At 31.0% G+C, this 23,034-nt stretch carries 9 protein-coding genes and 1 pseudogene; 5 read left to right on the top strand and 5 right to left on the bottom strand.

What is annotated here, in order from left to right:
* Positions 1 to 46 precede the first annotated feature (46 nt).
* The 5 genes from Q1A46_RS17900 to nirB all read right to left on the bottom strand — a co-directional run bounded on the left by Q1A46_RS17900 (position 47) and on the right by nirB (position 12,938).
* Entirely contained in the window at positions 47 to 7,327 is a 7,281-nt protein-coding gene (locus Q1A46_RS17900) for a choice-of-anchor D domain-containing protein (RefSeq protein WP_299682186.1), read from the bottom strand.
* Between the two features lie 264 nt (positions 7,328 to 7,591).
* The gene (locus Q1A46_RS17895) at positions 7,592 to 9,400 is read right to left on the bottom strand and encodes an ATP-binding protein (protein ID WP_299682183.1); all 1,809 of its coding nucleotides are present in this window, start codon (positions 9,398 to 9,400) and stop codon (positions 7,592 to 7,594) included.
* A gap of 19 nt (positions 9,401 to 9,419) precedes the next feature.
* Positions 9,420 to 10,004 carry a DUF4202 domain-containing protein gene (locus Q1A46_RS17890; RefSeq protein ID WP_299682180.1) on the bottom strand — a complete coding sequence of 195 codons (585 nt, stop codon included), beginning with the start codon at positions 10,002 to 10,004 and terminating at the stop codon, positions 9,420 to 9,422.
* Positions 10,005 to 10,014: 10 nt separating this feature from the next.
* Positions 10,015 to 10,392 carry a nitrite reductase small subunit NirD gene (gene nirD, locus Q1A46_RS17885; RefSeq protein ID WP_299682327.1) on the bottom strand — a complete coding sequence of 126 codons (378 nt, stop codon included), beginning with the start codon at positions 10,390 to 10,392 and terminating at the stop codon, positions 10,015 to 10,017.
* A gap of 26 nt (positions 10,393 to 10,418) precedes the next feature.
* A complete protein-coding gene (gene nirB / locus Q1A46_RS17880) occupies positions 10,419 to 12,938 on the bottom strand; it encodes a nitrite reductase large subunit NirB (RefSeq protein ID WP_299682177.1) in 2,520 nt (839 codons plus the stop codon).
* Between the two features lie 317 nt (positions 12,939 to 13,255).
* Here nirB and Q1A46_RS17875 point away from each other — a divergent pair, with 317 nt between their 5' ends.
* The 5 genes and pseudogenes from Q1A46_RS17875 to Q1A46_RS17855 form a co-directional block, all read left to right on the top strand.
* Positions 13,256 to 14,908 (top strand): solute:sodium symporter family transporter, encoded by a 1,653-nt coding sequence (locus Q1A46_RS17875; RefSeq protein WP_299682176.1) that lies wholly within the window; start codon positions 13,256 to 13,258, stop codon positions 14,906 to 14,908.
* Entirely contained in the window at positions 14,909 to 17,704 is a 2,796-nt protein-coding gene (locus tag Q1A46_RS17870) for a triple tyrosine motif-containing protein (RefSeq protein WP_299682175.1), read from the top strand.
* Between the two features lie 198 nt (positions 17,705 to 17,902).
* A complete protein-coding gene (locus Q1A46_RS17865; protein ID WP_299682173.1) occupies positions 17,903 to 20,929 on the top strand; it encodes a TonB-dependent receptor in 3,027 nt (1,008 codons plus the stop codon).
* A 12-nt stretch (positions 20,930 to 20,941) separates the two neighbouring features.
* Entirely contained in the window at positions 20,942 to 22,420 is a 1,479-nt protein-coding gene (locus Q1A46_RS17860) for a RagB/SusD family nutrient uptake outer membrane protein (RefSeq protein ID WP_299682169.1), read from the top strand.
* 14 nt (positions 22,421 to 22,434) lie between these two features.
* A pseudogene (locus Q1A46_RS17855) lies at positions 22,435 to 23,034 on the top strand (hypothetical protein); the annotation flags it as partial.

Here is a 23,034-nt window from a genome sequence, read left to right as displayed (position 1 = left end):
GGTCATCTAAACTTAGATGACCTTTTAAGATATTAAACGAAAAAAATTATTTCTTAATCAATTTGATTCTTGAAATGATTTGATCATTTGTATCTGTAACTCTTAAAATATAAATTCCAGCAGGTAAACTTCCTACATTAACTTGACCTTTTCTTTGTTCATTTAAAGAGAAAAGAACAGGTTGTTTCATGGTAAACCCAGACAATGTATGTATAGAAGCTTTTAAATCCATATTAGCAATATCTTTAAAATTATTATTCTCTTTTAAAGTAACAGTAGCTATATCTTCAACTGGGTTAGGGGAAATTTGACCATTAACCATTTGATCAGTAGATGAATTGTCGTCTATAACAGTAAAAGTAACTGAAATACCAGATCCAGGTTTTCCTTTACCAAATATTCTCTTATAAGGAGTTGCAGTAATCGTATTTGTTCCTAAAGGGAATTTTATACCCTTGAAGTTTCCTGCAAAATCTCCTTTTAAACTATAAGGAGCAAAATTTTCTACATTAAACCTATCACGATTGTTAAATCCAAATACAACACTTCTAGTATCAGCTCCTTCAGTATTTGCTAAAACTGAGAAACGATTAGCACCAAAGTTTGCAACATTAATAGTATCACCTTCATTTAAAGTACCTAATAATTGATTGGTAACTGCATCTATTAATGTTAAACTAGTAACTACAGGTGCATCACTATCAATTACTTCAAAAGTTATTGTCACAGGAGTTCCATTATCGCCTTGTCCATTATTGTTACGGTATGGTGTTGCTGTAATAGTTTGAGTTCCTATACTAAATGGTACTCCGAAATAATTTGTTCTTCTGAAAGTAAGATCTCCATTTAATGAATACGGAACATTGCTTTCTGTATTAAAATTAGTACGATCGTTGAAATCGAAAATAACACTTTCAACTCTAGAGCCAGAAGTATTTGCAACTACTGAAAAATTATTCCTTCTAAAATCAGCAAGATCAATAGTGTCACCTTCATTTAGAGGACCAATAATAGAATTATTAGTTGCGTTTATTAATATGAAATCTGTAACCGTTGGAGGATTAGAGTCTATTACTTCAAAATTAATTGTAAGTGGAATTCCAGAATCTCCTTCACCGTTTCTTTCTTCAAATGGTGTAGCGGTTATAGTATTTGTTCCTAAATTAAAAGCTACGCCTCTAAAATATGTTCCGTTAAAATCACCTCTTAAAGAAAAAGGAGCTCTGTTTTCTGTATTGAATGAAGTTTCTTCGTTAAAATCAAATACAACACTAGCGATATCTAATGTTCCTTTGTTAGCAATAATACTGAAATTATTGAAACCATTATAATCGTTAAGATCGATGATATCACCATCATTTATAATTCCAATTTCAGTATTAGTAGTTGCATCTATAAGCGTAAAACTTACAATTTCAGGAGAGTCAAGAACATTTAATGTTACTGGAACAGTTACTTCCGAATTTGTAGGATCATTACTGCTAATAATTATATTTGAATTATAAGTAGTATTTGCTTCTAATCCTTCAGCAGAAAAAGCTACAGGTACTTCAGTAGAAGTACCAGGCGCTACACTACCCATTATTGGAGGAGTAAACGTAATAGCTAATTCATTAGTTAAAAACTCAGTATTAAAAATTACTTGTAATCCACTTTCTCCGTTTGGACCTTCTAAACCAACTGTTGAACTCGTACTAATTTCAGAATCAACATTTTTATATTGCATTTTAATAGATCCGTCTTTAAATAATATAATTTGAAAAGTAACAGGAGTTTTTATTGGAGACGAACCAAATCCAGGAACATTTTCATACTGAACAATAAAATAATCTTCAAAAGCCTGATAAAAAACACCGTCGCCATCTTGAGGTTCTAAATCATCCCATAAACCAGCAATTAAGAAATTGGGATTTTCTGTAGAAGGTATTTGTTGATTTAAAAATGCACCAAAAGTAGCAGTAATAGGACTAAAACTTAAAAACCCGTTTGCAGCAATAATTACATTATTTTGATCTTCACCAAAGAAGTTAAATGTAAAAGGTAAATTAACTGTTTCATCACCATCTGCACCAACATTAGCCTGAGTTCCTGTACTACTAATATCTATGAAATTATAAGCAGGTCCACCGCTATTATTATCAGCCCATATATAACCGAATGTTCCAGGACCGCCACTAGCATTTAAAAATTTAGGACCAATTCTGTTATCAGTTTGTTCTTTTGTAATGATCTGTTCTTCATATTCAATTTTACTATATCCTACAGTTCGTGTACTATTTGTAAGATTAGTAGAAAATGGAGTTTTTACTAATGAATAATTTAATGTATTTCCTCCAGTATTTTCTATTGTAACAATTTCTGTAGTCGTTTTTTCTCTTTTTAATGTTAAATCAAATTCTTCTGGTGTAACATTGATAACAGGAGGATCAACACCAATACCTGATAAAGGAATTGTTATAGATTGATTACCAAAAGCATCATTACTTGTGATTAAAAGATTATCTGTTATGTTACCCACTGAAGTTGGGGCAAAGTTTACTGTAACAGATTGACTAGCGCCTGGTATAATTGAAGTATTGGTTGCAGTTATAGTAAAATCTGAATTTTGATTACTTAAATTGTATTCTAATGTTTTACTTCCTGTGTTTTCAATTAAGAAAGTTGTACTACTTTCTAAACCAACAAAAATAGGCTCAAAAGTAATTGAATCTCTAGGTACTTCAATTCTCGGAAAACCTTTAACGGTTAATTCTATAAGAGAAGTACTTGTGGAAGTATCAGGAGAATTACTAGATACTACTAGTTCATCAAAATAAACACCATCATTTAAATTGGTAGCATCTGAAGTTACGGTAAAATTTCTAGAGCCACCAGCAGGTACAACACCAGAAATCGGAGTTATATTTGAAATAAATGGAGTTAAAGCTACATCAGGTTTAACAAAACGTAATGCTAATCTATTTTTAATATAATCTGAATTGAAGACAACTTGTGCGCCGTCTGTTCCGTCTGCATTTTCTATACCAACAGTTGCAGAATTTAAGAAAGAAGCAGTTTCTACATCTTCATAAAAAATATCTATATTTCCATCTGAATGTAAAACGATTTGGAAAGTAACAGTTTCATTTTCTGAACCTAAAAATACAGAAGCATTTGTCCATTGTACTATAAATGCATCATCTATTGTTTGATAATGAACAGCTCCATTAAAGTTCTGAGGTTCTAAATCATCCCATAAACCAGCAATCATGTTATTTACGCCATTATCTACTGGAATTTGACTATTAACGAATGTAAGTGTTGAAGATTCATCAAAAGAGATAAAACCATTTGCGTTTACAGTTGCGTTAGTGTAGGTATTACCATAGAATTCAAAAGGAAACTGTAAAGGAATACCTAAACTTCCATCTCCACCTAAATCGGTAGTGATTTCTGTTCCAGTTCCAGATATATCAACAAAATTATAAATAGGTCCCCCATTTTCATCACTGTCAATCCAGTTATATCCAAAACCATTATCAGTACCAAGACTAAACAGAACTTTAGATCCAACTCTATTATCTTTAGCTCCTTTTTGATTACTAAAGTTGTTAAAGTTTAAAATTTTAGTATCGTTTAATTTTACGTCAGGTTTTGCTAAAGCAGCAGCTACAGCAAGATCTGGGAAAGAGAAGAACAAAGGAGCTTTACCTTCATTTTTTAAAGCAATTTGTGTGTCTACTGTATTTCCTGAATCTACAGTTTCTGAAACGTTAGCAGGATCTAAAACGGCAATTGGAGGTTCTACACCAACTCCATTAACGATAATTTGTAAAGAACTAGTATTTGAAGCATCACTATCTATCGTAATGATTCCATTAATATTTCCAGTGATATTAGGAGTGAATTTTACAGTAACATCGATACTTTCTCCTGCAGCAATAGTTGTACTGCTAGGTGTTACAGAAAAAGCAACATTATCGGATGAAATTGATGAAACGTTTATTTGTGAAAGTCCAGAATTACTAAGTGTAATTATTCTTTCAGAATCATTTCCAATAAATACATTATTAAATAAAATGAATTCATCTGATAATTCAATAAAAGAAGTTTGACCAGATACATCTAAACTAGTAGTAACAGTTGTTGTTGGATTTACAGGATCATTACTTGAAATTAAAATATCTGATGCATAATTACCATTTGATAAATCAGTAGCATCAAAAGTGACAGAAACATCAATAGAAGCTCCAGGAGCAATTGATCCTTCAGAAGGATTTAAAGTTATACTATTATTTGTTTGTGTATTTAAAGCTCTTGTTAAGAAAACAAAATCGACAGTAGAAAAAGTAGCACCACCATCATCACTTATAAAATAAGTATTTGGTCTTACAGGAGCGCCATCATTTACACCTTGTGGGAAATTAATATCTTGAGGGTATTTATGAACAACCCAGAATGAATCTCCATTAGAAAAATTAAAAGCTTGATTAAGTGTTTCGATATCAAAAACTCCATCGGCACTAGTTTTTATAATAGTTTGAGAAAGCAAAAGTGTTCCATCTGCTGGTGTTGTTCCTCCTTGGTAAATTTCAAGAATTATTGGATCTGCAGAAAGTTCAGTTCTGTATCCATTACGAATAGCAGTTAATGTGAAATTTCTATCAACATCAAATTTAACAGCCGTAGTTAAAGCAGTACCATCATTAAATCCTACAAAATCGTCAGGGAAATTAATTCCTGCATCATAAGCTATTGAATCTATTATAGGAGCACTATTTTTTAAAGCTTTCTTTTTTAAAGAAGATAAGTTATTTCCAGACGTAGAAGCTCTTTTTAATTCATGGTTTACATTGTTAGAAACTCCGTATTTTGATAAGTCTAAGGAACCTAGTATTGTATTAGAATTTGATGGAGGAGTAAATGTAATATTACTAACAATAGAAGTGAAATCTAAATTCGCCTGTCCGGTATTTGTAATTGTAAAAACCTCTGTTTTTGTAGCAGGATTATCTGTTTGAACATTGATAGCTGTTGATAAACTAGTAGGGTTTACAGCAATAGTAGGAGGAGAGACCACTGTTAATGCTACAGGGATATCAATGTTAGCATTTCTAGGATCGTTGCTAGAAATATTTATAGTAGCGCTATATTCTCCAGCTTCTAAAGCTCTAGTGTCAAATTTTACTGCTAATGTAGTTTCAGATCCAAAATCAACAGAACCATTCACAGGAGAAACTGATAAGAAGAATGCATCTGAATCTCCGTCAATAATTTCAATATTATCAATATCCATAGTAGATGTTGCTGTTTCCATTTCAGAAAGTAAAACAATTTGTTCTATTTGACTTGCAGCAGCTCTTCCACTATAAATTAGTTCATCATCAAAGAAAATAGTTAATGCAGCATCATCTCTATCAATTACAATTCGAATGTTAAAATAACCGCTAGGTGTAGTTTTTTCTATTCGAGTGAAGTTTCCGATATCTGAATCAAAAATATCAATAGTGTTGTCTGGATTAAAACGTACTCTAGTGTTTACTAATTCAGCAGTGTTAGATTGTGGAATAAATTCCCATGTAACACCACTACCTTGAATATTGATATCTGCTGAAGCTACCATAAAAGGTTCAGAACCGGCAGTGATAGAAGGAGTAAATGCTAAAGCTCTTGTTGCAGAACCATTAGCTTGTAGTTGAATAGCATTAGTGCCTGATGCAGGATTAGCAGAGGTTACTTCCCAAGTATTTGGAGAAGTTTGCCAACCAAACTGACCATTTAAATCACCAATAGTATAATCTTCGAAATCAGCAGCGAATAAATTTGTTACTAGTCGATTAAATGTATTATTTAATGTTAGTAATTGTGTGTTAGGATTTTGAATAGCAGCGAAATTATTAACTATAGCCTCTGTTTTAAATCCATTTTTAATAATGAAATCATTAGTTTTTGCACTTCTTGTATTTACTGTGTTTAAAGGGCTATCATTAATGGTAATGTTATAGGTTAAAACGTCATCACCAGTATTTTGAATAACTAAATCTCTTGTTACTATTTGTAATTGCTGTAGTGTTTCATTAAACGATGTAGGATTTACAACAAGTACAGGAGATTCAGTTCCATCTATTACTCTAATGTTTACAGGAATACTAACAATTTCTTCAAAACCCTCTATAGAAATTTCAATACTTTCTTCATAAATTCCTTTATTAACATCAACTGTACTAAGTTCTACTGTAAAGGTTGTTGTTTCTCCAGCAGGTATGGTAAAGGTAGAATTACTGATAGAGTTTATTAAAAGAGCGTTTGAACTAGCATTTACAGTGATATTAACAGGGCTTTCTGAAGTGTTAGTTAAACTTATTTCTTCATTTACAGTTTCACCGACATTTAGTTCGTTATTAATCTGATTAGGAACAATAGTGATTGGAGCTTGTTCTGCTAAAACCCATCCCATGTCTCTGAAAAATCCACGAGTAATATCTCCAATATCAAAATTAGATTCAGCACTACCAATTTGTGGAGTCATTAGTGAATTAGAATCGCCTGCAGGAAAAGTTGCTTCATCCCAATGTGCTATACTCGATCCTCCTTGGAAAGGATTTGGTGCAAATAATTCAGGATTAGTTCCATTATTTGCAGCTACAGCAAATTCACCGTTAACAAAAACGTCTCCACTAGTATAAAAAACACCAAGATCTACAGAAGGATTAGGTAAATCTAATACTGAGTTGTTGTTTCCATCAACAACAAATGTGTCAAAAACAAAAGGATCACCTCCATTATTAATATTTCCAACACCTCCAGAAACATTACCGCCATCAATAAAACCTAAACCATGTCCGGCTTCATGAAGAGCAACAGAGACAAAGTCGAATAGACCTGCAGGTGTATTTCCATCAGTACCGAAATACCAAGGAATTCCATTCCCTAAATTTACAACTAAATCAAACTCAGTATCCGGAGCTAAATCTTCTCCAGCTAAAGAGTTTGCTAATGCTATAGGATAAAAAACATCTTGTTGAGGTGCTCCAGGGAAATTACGAACTAATGTTGTCGGTCCTGCTGAAGCAAGTACTCCTGGGCCTAAGTTTGCAAATTCTGCAGAAATACGAATAGGTACGGAAGAAACTATTTCTTCAGACCAAATAGCTAAAGCAAAATCGAAAGCAGCTCTAGCTTCTGGATTCGCTTGAGCACCTGGTCCGTAGGTTACAATAATTTCAGCAGTTGCATTTCTTTGAATAATAGACCTTTGTTCTGCAGAAGCTTGTTTTATTCCCATTCTAGAATGCATGTCTTCGAATTTAGCTGGGCAAATGACCTGTGTACCAGGTATTCGTTCCATTTTTTGCGCAATTAAAGATTGGAAATTAAAACATAATGATAAGATAATTAGGAGTACCATCTTTTGGTTAAGTATGGGCAATAGTTTCCCCCTCATACTTAACGACGAGTAGTGGTTAATCATGATAATTGATTTAATAGGTTAATTACCTTAAAAATAAGAATTTTTTTTTGCTTTCGCTAGAGTAAAGTGTTGCTAAGTAGTGAATTGTTTTAAAAATGAATGGTATTACCTTTTAATTTAGATATCAAATTAATGTATGGTTTAAGACTGATCTAAAGGAATATTTAAAGTAACACGGGTTCCTTTATCTTCTTCTGAATTAATAAATAATCGACCATTTATATATTTAATTCGCTCTTTCATAAAAGTTAATCCCATTCCACCATTTTTACTCATAGGTTTGTTAGCATTAAATCCTTTGCCGTTATCATCAATAACTACACTAAGAATACTTTCACTATGTGAAATAGATAATAAAATATGCGAAGAATCTGCATATTTAATTGCATTATTAATAGCTTCTTGAGTAATTCGGTAAATATTAATTTCAGTTAATGTATCTAATCGAAAATCAAAACTTGTTTTATTGAAGAAAATTATGTTCTTACCAGTTAACCTGCTTAATTCTTTAGTAAGTTTAGTTAGGGCAGGAACTAATCCATGATCAGATAATTCAGAAGGCATTAAATTGAAAGTAGCAGTTCTTACACCTTTTATAATGTCACTAGTTTGTGATTTAAGTTGATGAATTTTCTCTTTGGTTTTTTCTATATTTTCAGGATTTACACTTTCTAGGTTAAATTTTAATCCAGTTAACATTTGTCCAATTCCATCATGAACATCTTTGGCAATTCTACTTTGTTCTTTTTCTTGATTTTCTATAATTTTTTTAGAAATCACTTTCTGCTGATTCATTTTTTCTTCAAAACCTTTTTGTTTCAAGTAATCGATTTCTAATTGAGCAGTTTTCTTTTCTGTAATATTAGAAGCTATAATTAATAATTCTGATTTTTCGTTTGTTGGATTATATGGAATGATAGCCATTTCTAACCAAATATCTTCATCATCTTTTGTAGAAGCTTTTACTTCTCCTTGCCATCCTGTCTTTTTATTTTTTAAAATAAGTTCTTCAATATTATTTCGCTCATTTTCAATAGGAGATAACATATTCCAAAAGTAATCTTCATTGAACTGAGAATATTTAAAAAGTCTAGAGAAACGATTTCCGATATGAACAATACTTCCATCGGGTAAAATGCGAGCAGAAAGTAAAGTTTCATCCATTGCTCTACTTAAAGCTTTTAATTCTTTTACAGATTTTTCTTTTGCCAAACTAAGTTCATCTGCATCAAAAGCCATTTTTTTAGCAAGTTTTTCAGCAGATAACAATTCAGCTAGTGTAGTACGTATAGATTTAGCAGTTGGCCAAAAAATAAATAAGAATTCTCCTAAAAGAATTATTAATGTAGTAACCATTAAAAGTAATTCTAATCTACGTAACCAATTTATTTTTTCATTAGCTTCAATATCATACTGATTTACAATTTCATCCATCTTTGTTAAAAATGAACTTTCATTATTTTTTATAGTTTGAAGAAATTCTTCGTAATCTTGAGCAGAGGATTGAGGTTGTTTTTCAATTTGATCTATTACTGAGGTTGTAGCATTATTAATTACATCAAAGATTGGATTAATTTTAGCAAACTGTCTGGAAACAATATTACTGTTATTTCCAGGTAATCCTAAAGAATCATTACCAATTTGAAGTGCTAAATGAGATGATTTCCAAAGTGATAATGTTAGTTTTAATCGATTCGTAATTACTAGTTTTTTTGAACTATCTTTTTCCGAAGCTAAAGCAAGTGATTCTTTGGTTAACTTCTGACTTAACATACGTTGTCTACCAGCTATATTAATAACTCTAGAATCACTCTGTTGATTTTTTAAATGTTTACGAATTAAAAATTGACTTACAATTACAGAAATAGCAATTGTACTTAGGGCTATTATATATAGTCGGCTAAGCTTTTCAAAGGTTCTTTGATCTAATGAATTACTATGCTTAGGCATGTATCTATTCTGAAATTTTCTAGTTTAATGCTTTTTTAACTAATGCTAAACTTTTGTCTGAAAACTTAATTTTTAGAGCTTCTTCTTTTCCTTTGTCAGACATTTTTATTAGTGTTTTTTGTAGAATGTCAATTACTTTTTCATCATTATGCTTTTCAGCAAATTCTTCAAAATAAAAATCTAGAAATACCAAACAAATAACATCTTCTAATGCTTGAGCTTCTTCATTCTTTTTAAGTTGCTTTTTTAAAATAAGAAAACGAACTCTTTTAATAAAGTCATCGTTATAACCAACTTCAGCAAGTATTTCAGCAGTTATTGTAGCATGCGATCTTTTTAATTCTTCTCGCCATTTTAAATAGCCTATTCGATCCATTGGATATTCGTTTCGTGGAATTTTCCAACGACAAATATGTTGTGCTCTTGCAGCTATTTGTAATGCTCTAGATGCATTAGGATTAAATTGTAGCAATTGCCTCGTCATACGTTGTGAATACAATAACTCCTTAGGAAAGTTAATGTTATTTACAATGTAATGATTAGGATCTTCAGCATTTTTTTTGTCAATTAAAGCCAAAGCAGTTTCAAAACGAGTTGGTTTCATGAATAGTTAATTAATCTGAAAAACCAATATACACATTTTCTTCTTCTATTTTTACTGGATAGGTAGCGATTGCATCTAAATCACTATTTAAGTTTTCGCCATTTTCCAATGAGAAAGTTTTTTTATGTAATGGACAAGCTACTTTCGGAATTCCTTTTTGATCTCCTATCATACCACGAGACAAAACCATTTCCATTTTATGTGGACAAACATTTTGACAAGCATACCATTTATTTAATCTAGTGAAATTGAAAACAGCAATTTGTTTGTCTTTATATTTTACACATGCACCACCGTCTTTAGGAAAATCGTGAATAGATGCAGCTTTAAACCAAAATGTTACATTCTCTAGTTGGGTAGTTTTATATTTATCAAGAATTTCTTCCATATTCTTTGTTTCACTTTGTGTACTAATTAACTCCATGGTTCAGGCATTTTTTGTTCTCGCATTGGCACAAAAACAAGGTTATCGTCTTCTTCTTTACTATTTACAAAATGATTAAAACGTTTCATCATTTCTGGATCATTAACAGCTTGTGTCCATTCACATTTATATCTGTTCACAAGGGTTTGCATTTCTTGTTCTAAATTTTCAACTATTCCTAGTTTATCATCAATAATAACTTCTTTTAAATATTCTAGTCCTCCTTCTAATCTTTCTTGCCATGCAGCAGTTCGTTGTAAAGGTTTTGCTGTACGCATGTAGAACATTAAATAGCGATCTAAATATTTAATTACAGTTTCATTATCAATTTGTTCGGCAAATAATTCAGCATGACGAGGGTTTGCGCCTCCATTTCCACCTAGATATAAATTCCATCCACCTTCAACAGCTATTAAACCAAAGTCTTTTCCACGAGCTTCAGCACATTCACGAATACATCCAGAAACACCACCTTTAATTTTATGAGGAGCTCGAATTCCGCGATAACGATTTTCAAGTTCAATTCCAAAACTTACACTTTCATCCATTCCATAGCGACACCAAGTAGATCCAACACATGTTTTTACGGTTCTAAGTGATTTACCATATGCATGTCCGCTTTCAAAACCATGATTAATTAGGTCTTTCCAAATCAAAGGAAGTTGATTCAACGTAGCACCAAATAAGTCAACACGAACACCACCAGTGATTTTAGTATACAAATCATATTTTTTTGCAATTTGACCTAAGGCTATTAATTTATCGGGTGTAATTTCTCCACCAGGAACTCTTGGTACAACAGAATATGTTCCATTTCTTTGAATATTAGCCATAAAACGATCATTAGAATCTTGAATAGCATATTCTTCGTTAGCAGTATCTGCATTAATACTAGCCATTAAAGAAGCTACAAGAGGTTTACATAATTCACAACCATGCCCACCATTTCCATGATTATCTAATACTTCATTAAATGTTTTGTATCCTTTTACTTGAATGATTTTGTAAAGATCTTGTCTATTTAAATCAAAATGCTCACAAATAGAGTTTTTTACTTCAATTCCTAAAGATTTTAAAGTAGCATTGGTTAAATCGCTAACCATAGGTTTACAACCACCGCAACCTGTACCTGCTTTAGTACAACTTACGACATCTGCCAAATCTGAAGCTTGTCCATTTTCAATAATTTCACAAATTTGTACTTTAGTTACACTTTCACAAGAACAAATTTGAGCTTCATTAGGTAAATCCATAACATCTCCAAAAGCTGCTTTACCATCACTAGCAGGTAAAATTAATTGAGAAGGATCTTCTGGAATAGCCATACTATTCAAGTAAATCTGATGTAACATATTATAATCGCTTACATCTCCAATTAGAATTCCTCCTAATAATTTTTTCTTATCGTGACTTACATTAATTCTTTTGTAAATTCCTTTGGTTTTATCTTCAAAAATAATTGAGTGTCCTTTTTCTACAGGCATAAATGGTTCTCCATAACTAGCTACATCAACACCAATAAGTTTTAATTTGGTAGACATATCTATTTTATCTTGCATCACAATTTCATTTTCTCCTAAAATTTGATGAACAGCAATTTCGGCCATATCATAACCTGGTGCAACTAAACCATATATCATATTGTTGAACAAAGCACATTCACCAATAGCATAAATGTTTTCATCTGAAGTTTGCATTTTATGATTTACCCATACTCCGCCTCTAGTTCCGATTTTTAAATCGCAAGTTTTAGCGAGTTCGTCTCTGGGGCGAATTCCAGCAGAAACAATTAGCATTTCTACCTCTAAACGATCATTTTCTCCAAATTCCATTCCTGTAATGGAAGATTTACCTAATATTTTACTAGTAATTTTAGATAAATGAACTGTTATTCCTAATGATTCTATTTTTTCTTGTAAAACATTACTACTACGTTTATCTAACTGTCTAGGCATTAATTTTGGAGCAAACTCTACAACATGAGGTTCAAACCCCATATCCTTTACAGCTTTTGCTGCTTCTAAGCCTAAGAGTCCTCCACCCAGAACAGCTGCTTTAATTTTTTCTTTTCTACCAGCTTGAATAATGCTAGCATATTGTAACGTATCTTCTAAATCTTCAATAGTTCTGTAAACAAAAACTCCATCTTTTTCAACACCTTCTATATTAGGAACAAAAGGAGAAGAACCAGTTGCTAAAACTAAATAGTCATAAGAAAACTCATTTCCATGAATCGTTTCTATGGTTTTAGCAACTTTATCAATACTATTCACTCTGGTATTAGTTATTAAATCAATATTATTATTGCTATACCATTTAATTGGAGCCATTTCTAAAGCTTTAGCATCTTTGTTTTCAAAGAATTCGCTTAAATGTACTCGATCATAAGCAGGCCTAGGTTCTTCACCAAATACAGTAATTTTATAATTTTTAGCATTGGGTTTTTGAATAAATTTCTCACAAAATTTATAACCAACCATTCCGTTACCTACAACAATAATATGTTTCATAATCATTGATTTTGAATATAAAACTACGTATAAACACTTAATTTTATACGTAAAAATGAATAAAAAAATACGTGATTATGAGTTTATTTTGGTATTAAAGATTATCCCTGTGCTTTTTTAAAAAAGTCATAATTTCAATAGTTCTAAATTGTATTATTATCAAGAAAAATGTTCTTCACTTTTTGAGTATCTGAAAGAAAAAAAATGTAAATAATAGGATTATATAACTATTTACCCATACAACAACTATACAACGTAAGTTTCTTACCTATATCAATAGAAATAATCTTAAATTGTAGAATCAAATAACCAAATTTATGTTAGGAATATTATCATTTATAGGATTCACAGTACTTGTTGCTGTTATTTCATGGAGTGCAACTAGAAAAACAAATGAAGGTACCTCTGAAGGCTATTTTTTAGGTGGGAGAAGTTTAACTGCTGGTGTTATAGCCGGATCTTTATTACTTACTAATTTATCTACAGAACAAATTGTAGGTTTAAATGGAGCAGCTTTTACTGAAGGGATTCTAGTGATGGCTTGGGAAACTTTAGCAGCAATAGCAATGGTAGTAACAGCTTTTTTCTTACTACCACGTTATTTGAAAAGCGGGTTAATCACTATTCCTCAATTCTTAGCAGAACGTTTTGATACTTCAACTAAAACTTTAACTTCTGTTTTATTTTTAAGTGGATATGCAATTGTTTTATTGCCTACTATTTTATATTCAGGTTCTTTAGCAATTAGCGGAATGTTTGATATTCCTACATTATTGGGTGTTTCTAAAGAAGTTACATTATGGATTTGCGTATGGTCTATTGGAATTATCGGGTCTATTTATGCCGTTTTTGGAGGTTTAAAAGCTGTTGCTGTTTCAGATTCAATAAATGCGATAGGATTATTAATAGGAGGAATTTTAATTCCTTTGTTTGGCTTATTATATATCGGAAATAATAGTTTAGTAAATGGAATTGAAATACTTCAAAATAAAATACCAAATCATTTTAATTCCATAGGAGATTCTTCAGCATCTGTTCCGTTTGCTACAATCTTTACAGGAATGATGTTAGTACAACTTTTCTATTGGGGAACCAATCAGCAAATCATTCAAAGAGCATTAGGAGCAAAAAATTTAAAAGAAGGTCAGAAAGGATTATTATTAGGAGCATTCATAAAGATTCTAGGACCATTAATTGTAGTTTTACCAGGAATTATTGCTTACTATATGTCCACTCAAGGTATGTTAGAAGTTGGTGCTCCAGATGAAGCTTATGGAGCTTTAGTTAGAAAAATTTTGCCTAAGGAATTTATAGGATTCTTTGCCGCAGTTTTATTTGGAGCTATTTTAAGTTCTTTTAATAGTGTTTTAAATAGTTCTGTAACTCTTTTTGGAATTGATATTTACAAAGAACATATAAAACCAGAAGCTAACGAAAAAGAAGTGGTGAAATATGGAAAAACATTTGGAATTTTATTAGCAATTGCTGCAATGTTTATTGCGCCTTTTTTATCTAGTTTAGAAAGCATATTTGCTTATTTACAACAAGTGAATGGAGTGTATAGTATTCCTATTTTAACTATTATTTTTGTTGGATTTGTTACAAAGAAAGTACCTGCCATTGGAGCAAAAATAGGTTTAGTAACAGGATCTGTTTTGTATATAATTAGTGAATTTTTACTTCGACCAAATTTTATTAATACAGCAATTGAAAAAGCTAAAAATTCTGGACTTAATTTTAATGAAGAAATTATTAAAGCAGAAGCATATCCTCACTTCTTACATGTGATGGCTATATTATTTGTTTTGAATACAATAATAATGTTGTTGATAGGTAGATTTTATCCTAAAAAAGTAGCGTATGAACAACAAGAATCTAAACAAGTAGATATTACTCCATGGCAGTATACTAGGCATGTTGGTGTTTTTATTTGTATTATTGTAATACTAATTTATATCTATTTCTCTTAGTTGATACATTTAAGATTTTATTGCTTCTTATTCATTTTTGGAATTATATCCTTACAAGCACAGGAGTTACCTTTAATTAATCATTTTTTACCTGAAGATTACAACGCAGAGTCTCAAAACTGGTCTATTTCTCAAGCTGAAAATGGTTTTCTTTATGTAGCTAATAATAAAGGTTTATTAGAATTTAATGGAGCAAAATGGAATTTATATCCAACTCCAAATCAAACTATAATGCGATCTGTAAAAGCCGAAGGTGATAAGGTGTTTACAGGATTTTATATGGATTTTGGTTATTGGCAAAAAGATGAATTTGGAATTTTACATTATAAATCATTAGTAAAAGATAATAATATACAATTACTTCCTGACGAGCAATTCTGGAATATTTTTGAATTAGACGGATGGATGATTTTTCAGTCACTTCAAAGAATTTATATACATAACCTAGAAACTAAAATTACTAAAACAATAAATTCAGAATCATCTATTACTAAAATGTTTAAAGTAGATGACACAATTTATTTTCAAGAATTTGGTAAAGGTGTATTTAAAATAGAGAAAGGGATAGCTAAATTAGTTTCTGCAGATGAAGAAGTAAAAAATAATGTCGTTGTTTTCTTGCTAAAATTGAATCAAGAATTAGTTTACTTAACTCAAAATAATGGTTTTTACACCAAAAAAGGAAGCTTCAGTTTAAATAAAAATCTTTTAGAATACCTTAAAGGAAAATCAGTTTACAGTGCACATCAATTTAGCAATGGAAACTTTATTATTGGAACAATTTCTAATGGTATAGCGTATTGTGATGCTTCAGGAAATTTAATATATACATTAAATCAAAATAAAGGGCTTTCTAATAATACGGTTTTATCCACTTTTGAAGACAAAAAAGGAGATGTTTGGTTAGGGTTAGATAATGGAATAAATAAAATTGATATTACATCTTCATTCAGAATATATAAGGATTTAGAAGGAAAATTAGGTACGGTTTATACTTCTATGTATCATAATGGATTCTTGTATTTAGGAACTAATCAGGGATTATTTGTGAAAAAATATCCTTCAGAAGATAACTTTAAATTTATTAAAAACACACAAGGTCAGGTTTGGAGTTTAACTTTAATAGACAATACATTATTCTGTGGACATAATTCTGGAACTTATATCGTAGAAAAAGATGAAGTTGTTAAAATAAGTAATATACAAGGAACTTGGGGAATTAAAAAAATAGGAAAAAATAAGCTGCTTCAAGGAAATTATGAAGGACTTTATGTGCTAAAAAAGTCAGAAGGAAAATGGACTTTTTCTCATAAAGTAAATGGGTTTAATAATTCATGTAAATTTTTTGAAATACATCACAACAATACTGTTTTTGTAAATCACGAATACAAAGGTGTTTACAAACTGAAAATAGACGATAAGTTTAAAAATGTAGAAAGTTTTAAAATCGATAGTACTTTAACAAAAGGCATACATTCGAGTTTAATTAAGTATCAGAATAACATTATTTACGCCTATAAAGGAGGAGTTTTTAGATATTTAGATAAAGCACAAAAGTTTATTAAAGACGATGTTTTAAGTGAATTAATTCCTCCAAATGATTTTCTATCAGGATTGCTAATTTATAAAGAAGACGAAAACAAACTATTTAGTTTTTCTAAAGAGAATATTAATTATCTAAGACCAGATAAATTTAGTTCTAATTCAATAATAACTAGGAAAGGTATTGCTAGTAACATGAGAAAAGGAGCTGTTGGTTATGAAAACATTCAAAAAATTAGAAATGAAGAATATCTATTGGGAACTTTAAATGGATATTTAATTACAGATCTTAAAAACGATAGTAAGAAAGATTATCAAATATTAATCAATTCTATTAAAAATCATGCTGTAAATGGAGAGCCTATTTTTTTGAAAGTTAAAAATTCTGATACTGTTGAATTATCTTCAAAACACAATAGTTTAGAGTTCGATTACAGTGTTCCATATTTATCTAAAGATGCAGCAGTTAAATATCAATATTTTTTAGAAGGTTATACAGACGATTGGAGTAATTGGAGTTTAAAAAATAATGCGTTTTTCGAGAATTTACCTTTTGGAAACTATACGTTTAAAGTTAGAGCAAAGATTGGTGATGAACTAGTAAGTAATATCCCAGAATACAAATTTATAGTTCATCGAGCTTGGTATGTTTCAAATTGGGCTATTGCAGGTTATGTATTATTTGTATTTATGTTTTCTGTGTTTATGGATCGATTATATAAACAATACTATAAAAAGCAGAGAGAAGATTTATTAAAGAAACAAGAACAAGAGTTCCAGTTAAGATCGTTAGAAAATGAAAAGGAACTTATGAAAGTGAAAAATGATCAATTAAGGTTAGATGTTGAGAGTAAGAGTAGAGAATTAGCTATTTCTACCATGAGTATGATTAAGCGAAATGAATTACTAAGCTCATTAAAAAAAGAGATTGTAAAAGGAGATGAAAAAAGTTTAAAGAGTGTAATTAAAATAATTGATAAAAACTTAAATAACTCAGACGATTGGCAAATGTTTGAAGAGGCGTTTAATAATGCTGATAAAGACTTTATCAATAAGATTAAAAAAATTCATCCAGATCTTACACCAAACGATTTACGATTATGCGCATACTTAAGATTAAATTTATCGTCTAAAGAAATCGCTCCTTTATTAAATATTTCTCCAAGAAGCGTAGAGGTAAAACGATACCGTTTGCGTAAAAAAATGAATTTAGAACATAATGTTAACCTAACCTCTTATATTTTAGAAATATAACACACTACAACATATAAGAGTATTCAGCTATACATTACCACAACATTATAATATTTTAAGAATTTTAAAAGCTTTAAACTATTGATTTTTATTGGGTTTAAAGTTTTTTTTTGAATTGTATGTTTTTTGTATTGGAGTTTATTAGCGATTTAATAAAAATCTACCGCTAATTTTATGATATAATCAAAAACTCTTTATATGAGAAAACTACTTACACTATTATTTTCAATAGCTATAGTTGTATCACATGCGCAAGAAATTAGTGTCAAAGGAAAGATAACAGATTCAAAAACAGGTGAACCAATACCAGGGGTAAGTGTATTAATTAAGGATACATTAAAAGGTACAGAAACCGATTTTGATGGTAACTACACAATAAGTGTAAAAAAAGGAGAATATTTAGTTTTCAATTCTTTAGGCTACGCTGCACAAACTATACTAGTTGAAAATAATCTTATCAATGTATTTTTAGTTGAAGATACTCAACAATTAGAAGAAGTTGTAATCATTGGATATGGAAAAAAATCTAAAAAAGATGTTACTGGGGCTGTTTCCTTGGTAGAATCTAAAGTTTTAGAAGAATTAAAACCTGTAGATGCAAGTTTAGCACTTCAAGGAACTTCTACTGGAATTTCTGTAAATCAAGCTTCGGGATCGCCAGGAGGAGATTTTAATATTTTAATTCGTGGAATTAGTTCAAACAGTTCAAATGGACCTTTAGTTGTTATTGATGGATTGGCTGGTGCAAATTTAAATACCCTAAATCCAAGTGATATTGAATCTGTAACTGTTCTTAAAGATGCTCAGGCCGCAATTTACGGTATTCAAGGAGCTAACGGTGTAATTTTAGTAACAACAAAATCTGGTCGTAAAAACGGAAAGATGAAAATTACTTACGATGGTTATACAGGTATACAAGAAACTTCAAAAAGATTAAATTATTTAAATGCTACTGAATATGCATTTCTTTTAAATGAAAGTTATGCAGCAGCAGGTCAAACTATTCCTTTTCCAGATGTAACAAGTATTACAAATAATACAGATTGGCAAGATCAAATTTTTACAACAGCTTTTATGTCTAATCATAATATTAGCGTTTCTGGAGGAGCAGAAAATATGAATTATTATTTAGGAGCTTCTCGATTAGAACAGGATGGTATTATAGCTCCCGACAAATCTAATTTTATTAGAAATAACATTAGACTTACTTTAGGAATTGATTTAAGTGATAAAGTAAAGCTATCAACAACGACCAATTATTTTACATTCGATAGAAAAGCTATTGCAGAAAATGGTTTAGGTTCTGTGTTATTCAATGCATTGAATTATGCACCAACTTTTGCATTAGATCAAGAAGATTCTAGTGGTTTTCTAGGAAACGAAGTAATTAATCCTTTGTCTCAAATAAGAGATACTTACAATGAATATTTCGGATCTGGATTAGAGGGAATGTTTAAACTAGAATATAAACCTTTTTCAGATGTAACAATCACTTCAAGAATAGGTTATAAAACATATAGTGATAAAGGAAAAACTTTTTTACCTATCGTAAATTATGGATCAGGTAAAGTATTCAACAGAGATCGAAGTCAAGTAGATCAATCTAGAACAAATTCTAATAATTATAACTGGGAGACGTTTATCAATTACAAAAGAACTTTTTATGAAGATCATAATGTAGACGTAACACTAGGTACAAGCATGCAAAAAATCTGGGGAGATGGACTTTTTGCAACGGGATTTGATGTGCCAAATAATGCGTGGGAGTTTGCAGATATTGCTTTAGCTGATGGGATAAGCGATGCACTTACAAATGGTTCTTTTGTTTTTGATAATCGATTATTATCATATTTCGCAAGAATACAATACGATTTTAAAGGAAAGTATTTAATTTCTGGAATGATTCGTAGAGATGCTGCTTCAGATTTTACTCCTGAAAATAGAGTAGATTATTTTCCTTCTGTAACTGGAGGTTGGAAAGTGTCTGAAGAAGAGTTTATGAAAGATTTAAAATTTATTAACTTTTTAAAACTAAGAGCTAGTTATGGATTTTTAGGGAACAATGCAGGAGGAAATCTTTTTAGAGCTCGATTAGATGGAGAAGCAACATATGTACTTAACGATGCTTTAGTAAACGGAGTATCTGTAGGAAGGTTACCAAATACTGAGGCAAGATGGGAGAGAGGTGAAAAATTAGATATTGGTTTTGATGTTACTTTTTTAAATAACAAACTAGAAATATCTGGAGATTACTTCAGAGAAGATCGAAATGATTTATTAATAGCTAATTTGCCAGTTTCTGGAATAACAGGGATTTCGGCTCCTGGTTCTGGAGGTCCAACAGTAAATGCAGGTACTTCAAGAGTAAAAGGTTTCGAGTTTGTAGTAAAATATAAAGATCAAATTGGAGATGACTTCTCATATGATATCAATTACAATGTAACAAGAGTTAATGGAGAAGTTACTGCTGTAAATGGTGGAGTATTTTTAGAAGGAGGTTCATTTGGTGTCGGTCAACCTGCACCGTCACGTATGGAAGTAGGACAACCTATAGGTTATTTTTACGGCTTACAAACCGATGGAGTTTTTCAAACGGTAGAAGAAATAAATAGTTCTCCTTCTCAAGCAGGTTTATTAGGAGTTGATACTGTTCCTGGAGATTTAAAATTCGTTGATGTAAATGGTGATGGAGTAATAAATTTTGATGATAAAACGAATATAGGTAATCCTCAAGCTGAGTTTATCATGGGATTAAACTTAGGGTTTAAGTATAAAAACTGGGATTTTAAAAGTTACATGTATGCCGAATTAAATAAAGACATGGTTAGGAATTATGAAAGAAATCAACCTAATGTAAACAGATTGGCATTATACTTAGATCGTTGGAGAGGTCCAGGTACAAGTAATGAAGTACCTAGAGTTACTACAGGGGCAACAAATAATAGTTTATTTTCTTCCTTTTATGTGGAAGATGCATCATTCTTAAGAATTCAAAATATTCAAATAGGATATAGCTTACCACAAACACTTTTAGATAATATTGGTTTCTCCAGAGTAAGATTATATACGACTGTAAATAACTTGTTTACGTTTACTAATTATAATGGTTTCGATCCAGCCTCAAGTGCAGGTTCAACAGAGTTTAATCCAATCGGATCTGGTATCGATGGAGGAGTTTACCCTGTCTCACGTCAGTATATTTTAGGATTAAACTTAGCTTTTTAAAACGATAGAAAAATGAAAAAATATATAAAGTCAATAGTATTTACGATATTAATTTTAATACTAGGAACTTCATTTTACGGATGTTCAGATGAATTTCTAGATGAAACAAAAGAGTTTAGTATCGATTCTGAAAATTTCTTTAATTCAGAAGACGATTATTACAGAGCGTTAATTGGAGCCTACGATTTGTTACAGGCAACTTATGTTAATGCGATGTTAGGTGAAATAGCCTCAGATAATACACTTTGTGGAGGAGAAAGTGCCACGGATGTTATAGGTTTTCAACAAATCGATGATATGATTCACACTGAAGTAAATAGTAATTTGCGAGATATCTGGAATTGGATGTTTGCTGGTGTGAATAGAGCAAATTATATTCTAGAGTTTAAAGATAAAACAGATTTTGAAGGAAAGAATATCATCATTGCTGAAGCTAGATTTTTAAGAGCATATTATCACTTTGAATTGGTAAAATGGTTCGGAGGAATTCCAATGAAAGGAGATGCAAGATTTAATGTTGGAGATGAAAAAAATATTCCAAGATCTACAGTTGCTGAAGTTTACGCAGCTATTGAAGCAGATTTACAATTTGCCATAGCTAACTTGTCTTATACATCTCCACAAGTGGGAAGAGCTAACAAAGGTTCTGCTCAAGCTCTACTAGGAAAAGCATATTTGTATCAAGATAAATTTGCTCAAGCTACTAATGTATTAGAAGATTTAATAAATAACGGACCTTTTGGTTTGGTTACAGACTACAATGTCATTTTTGAACATAGTGGTGAAAACGGAATTGAATCTGTTTTTGAAGTTCAATATACCGATGTTGAAGGTGCAGGATTTGGATGTTTACAATGTAGTGAAGGTAATGTAGCTGTAGGATTTAATGGAATAAGAAATTATAATGGACCTACATTCGATTCTGGTTTCAGTTTTAATATACCAGTACAAGAGGTATTTGATGCATTTGAAACAGGAGATAACAGAAGAGATGTTGCAATTTTAGATATAAATGCTTGGGCAGCTAGTACAGGAGCTACTTTTTCGGAAGGTTTCGAACATACTGGTTTCTACAATAGAAAATACATCGCTAGAAAAGGGGATTTAAATACGGGAGATGCAAATCTTACAAACCCTAACAATTATAGGGCTATCCGTTACGCAGATGTATTACTAATGGCTGCTGAAGCATTAAATAGAGGAGGTATTAGTGATACAAGAGCTTTAGAGTATTTAAATAGGGTTCGTAGAAGAGCTTTTGGAGACATGAATCACGATATTTCTGATTCAGGTAGCACATTAACTCAAGCAATTTATAATGAAAGACGATTAGAGTTAGTTGGTGAAGGGCATAGATTTTTTGATTTGGTAAGAACAGGAAATGGAAACTTAATTAGCGGGTTTACTGTGGATAAGAACGAGTTATTTCCTATTCCTATTGAAGAAATACAGTTTTCAAATGGTAATTGGAGTCAAAACCCAGGATATTAAACACAATTAAGATTATGAAGAAAATACATTATATCATATTAGGATTATTAGTTTTAGTAGGTTGTATAGAAGAAGAACGTGATCTTTCTTTTGTAGATAGTTTGGTTACTCCTACTAATGTTGCGGCCACTTATTCTTTGTCACAAGACAATTCAGGTTTGGTTACTATTACACCAACAGCAGACGGAGCGAACAGTTTTAAAGTTTATTTTGGAGATGGTACTACCGATTTTGCAGATGTAGCCATTGGTCAGAGTGTAGATCGTACTTATGGAGAAGGAACTTACATGGTAAAAATAGAAGCATTTAATATCAGTGGAAAAAAATCAGAAGCAACACAAGAATTAGTCGTTTCTTTTAAAGCACCAGAGAATTTAATGGTTACTATAGAAAATAGTACAAGTATTTCAAAGCAAGTTGATGTTACAGCTACAGCAGATTATGCAACTATGTATGAGTTTTATTCAGGAGAATCAGGAGTAAGTCAGCCAGTAGCGACGGCAAACATTGGAGAGTCATTAAGTTATGTTTATCAGGCTCCAGGAGATTACGATATTCGAGTTGTTGCTAAAGGAGCAGCAATTGCAACTACAGAGTATACAGCAACTTTTACA

Source organism: uncultured Tenacibaculum sp., assembly GCF_947502995.1.
Classification (GTDB): Bacteria; Bacteroidota; Bacteroidia; order Flavobacteriales; family Flavobacteriaceae; genus Polaribacter.
This window is presented reverse-complemented; position numbering and strand designations above follow the sequence as displayed.

What these genes read in the sequence shown, in the direction of transcription:
- nirD (WP_299682327.1), bottom strand. Translation starts at nt 10,392, where the DNA reads ATGGAAGAAATTCTTGATAAATATAAAACTACCCAACTAGAGAATGTA.
- Q1A46_RS17895 (WP_299682183.1), bottom strand. Translation starts at nt 9,400, where the DNA reads ATGCCTAAGCATAGTAATTCATTAGATCAAAGAACCTTTGAAAAGCTT.
- Q1A46_RS17860 (WP_299682169.1), top strand. Translation starts at nt 20,942, where the DNA reads ATGAAAAAATATATAAAGTCAATAGTATTTACGATATTAATTTTAATA.
- Q1A46_RS17865 (WP_299682173.1), top strand. Translation starts at nt 17,903, where the DNA reads ATGAGAAAACTACTTACACTATTATTTTCAATAGCTATAGTTGTATCA.
- nirB (WP_299682177.1), bottom strand. Translation starts at nt 12,938, where the DNA reads ATGAAACATATTATTGTTGTAGGTAACGGAATGGTTGGTTATAAATTT.
- Q1A46_RS17875 (WP_299682176.1), top strand. Translation starts at nt 13,256, where the DNA reads ATGTTAGGAATATTATCATTTATAGGATTCACAGTACTTGTTGCTGTT.
- Q1A46_RS17890 (WP_299682180.1), bottom strand. Translation starts at nt 10,004, where the DNA reads ATGAAACCAACTCGTTTTGAAACTGCTTTGGCTTTAATTGACAAAAAA.
- Q1A46_RS17900 (WP_299682186.1), bottom strand. Translation starts at nt 7,327, where the DNA reads ATGGAACGAATACCTGGTACACAGGTCATTTGCCCAGCTAAATTCGAA.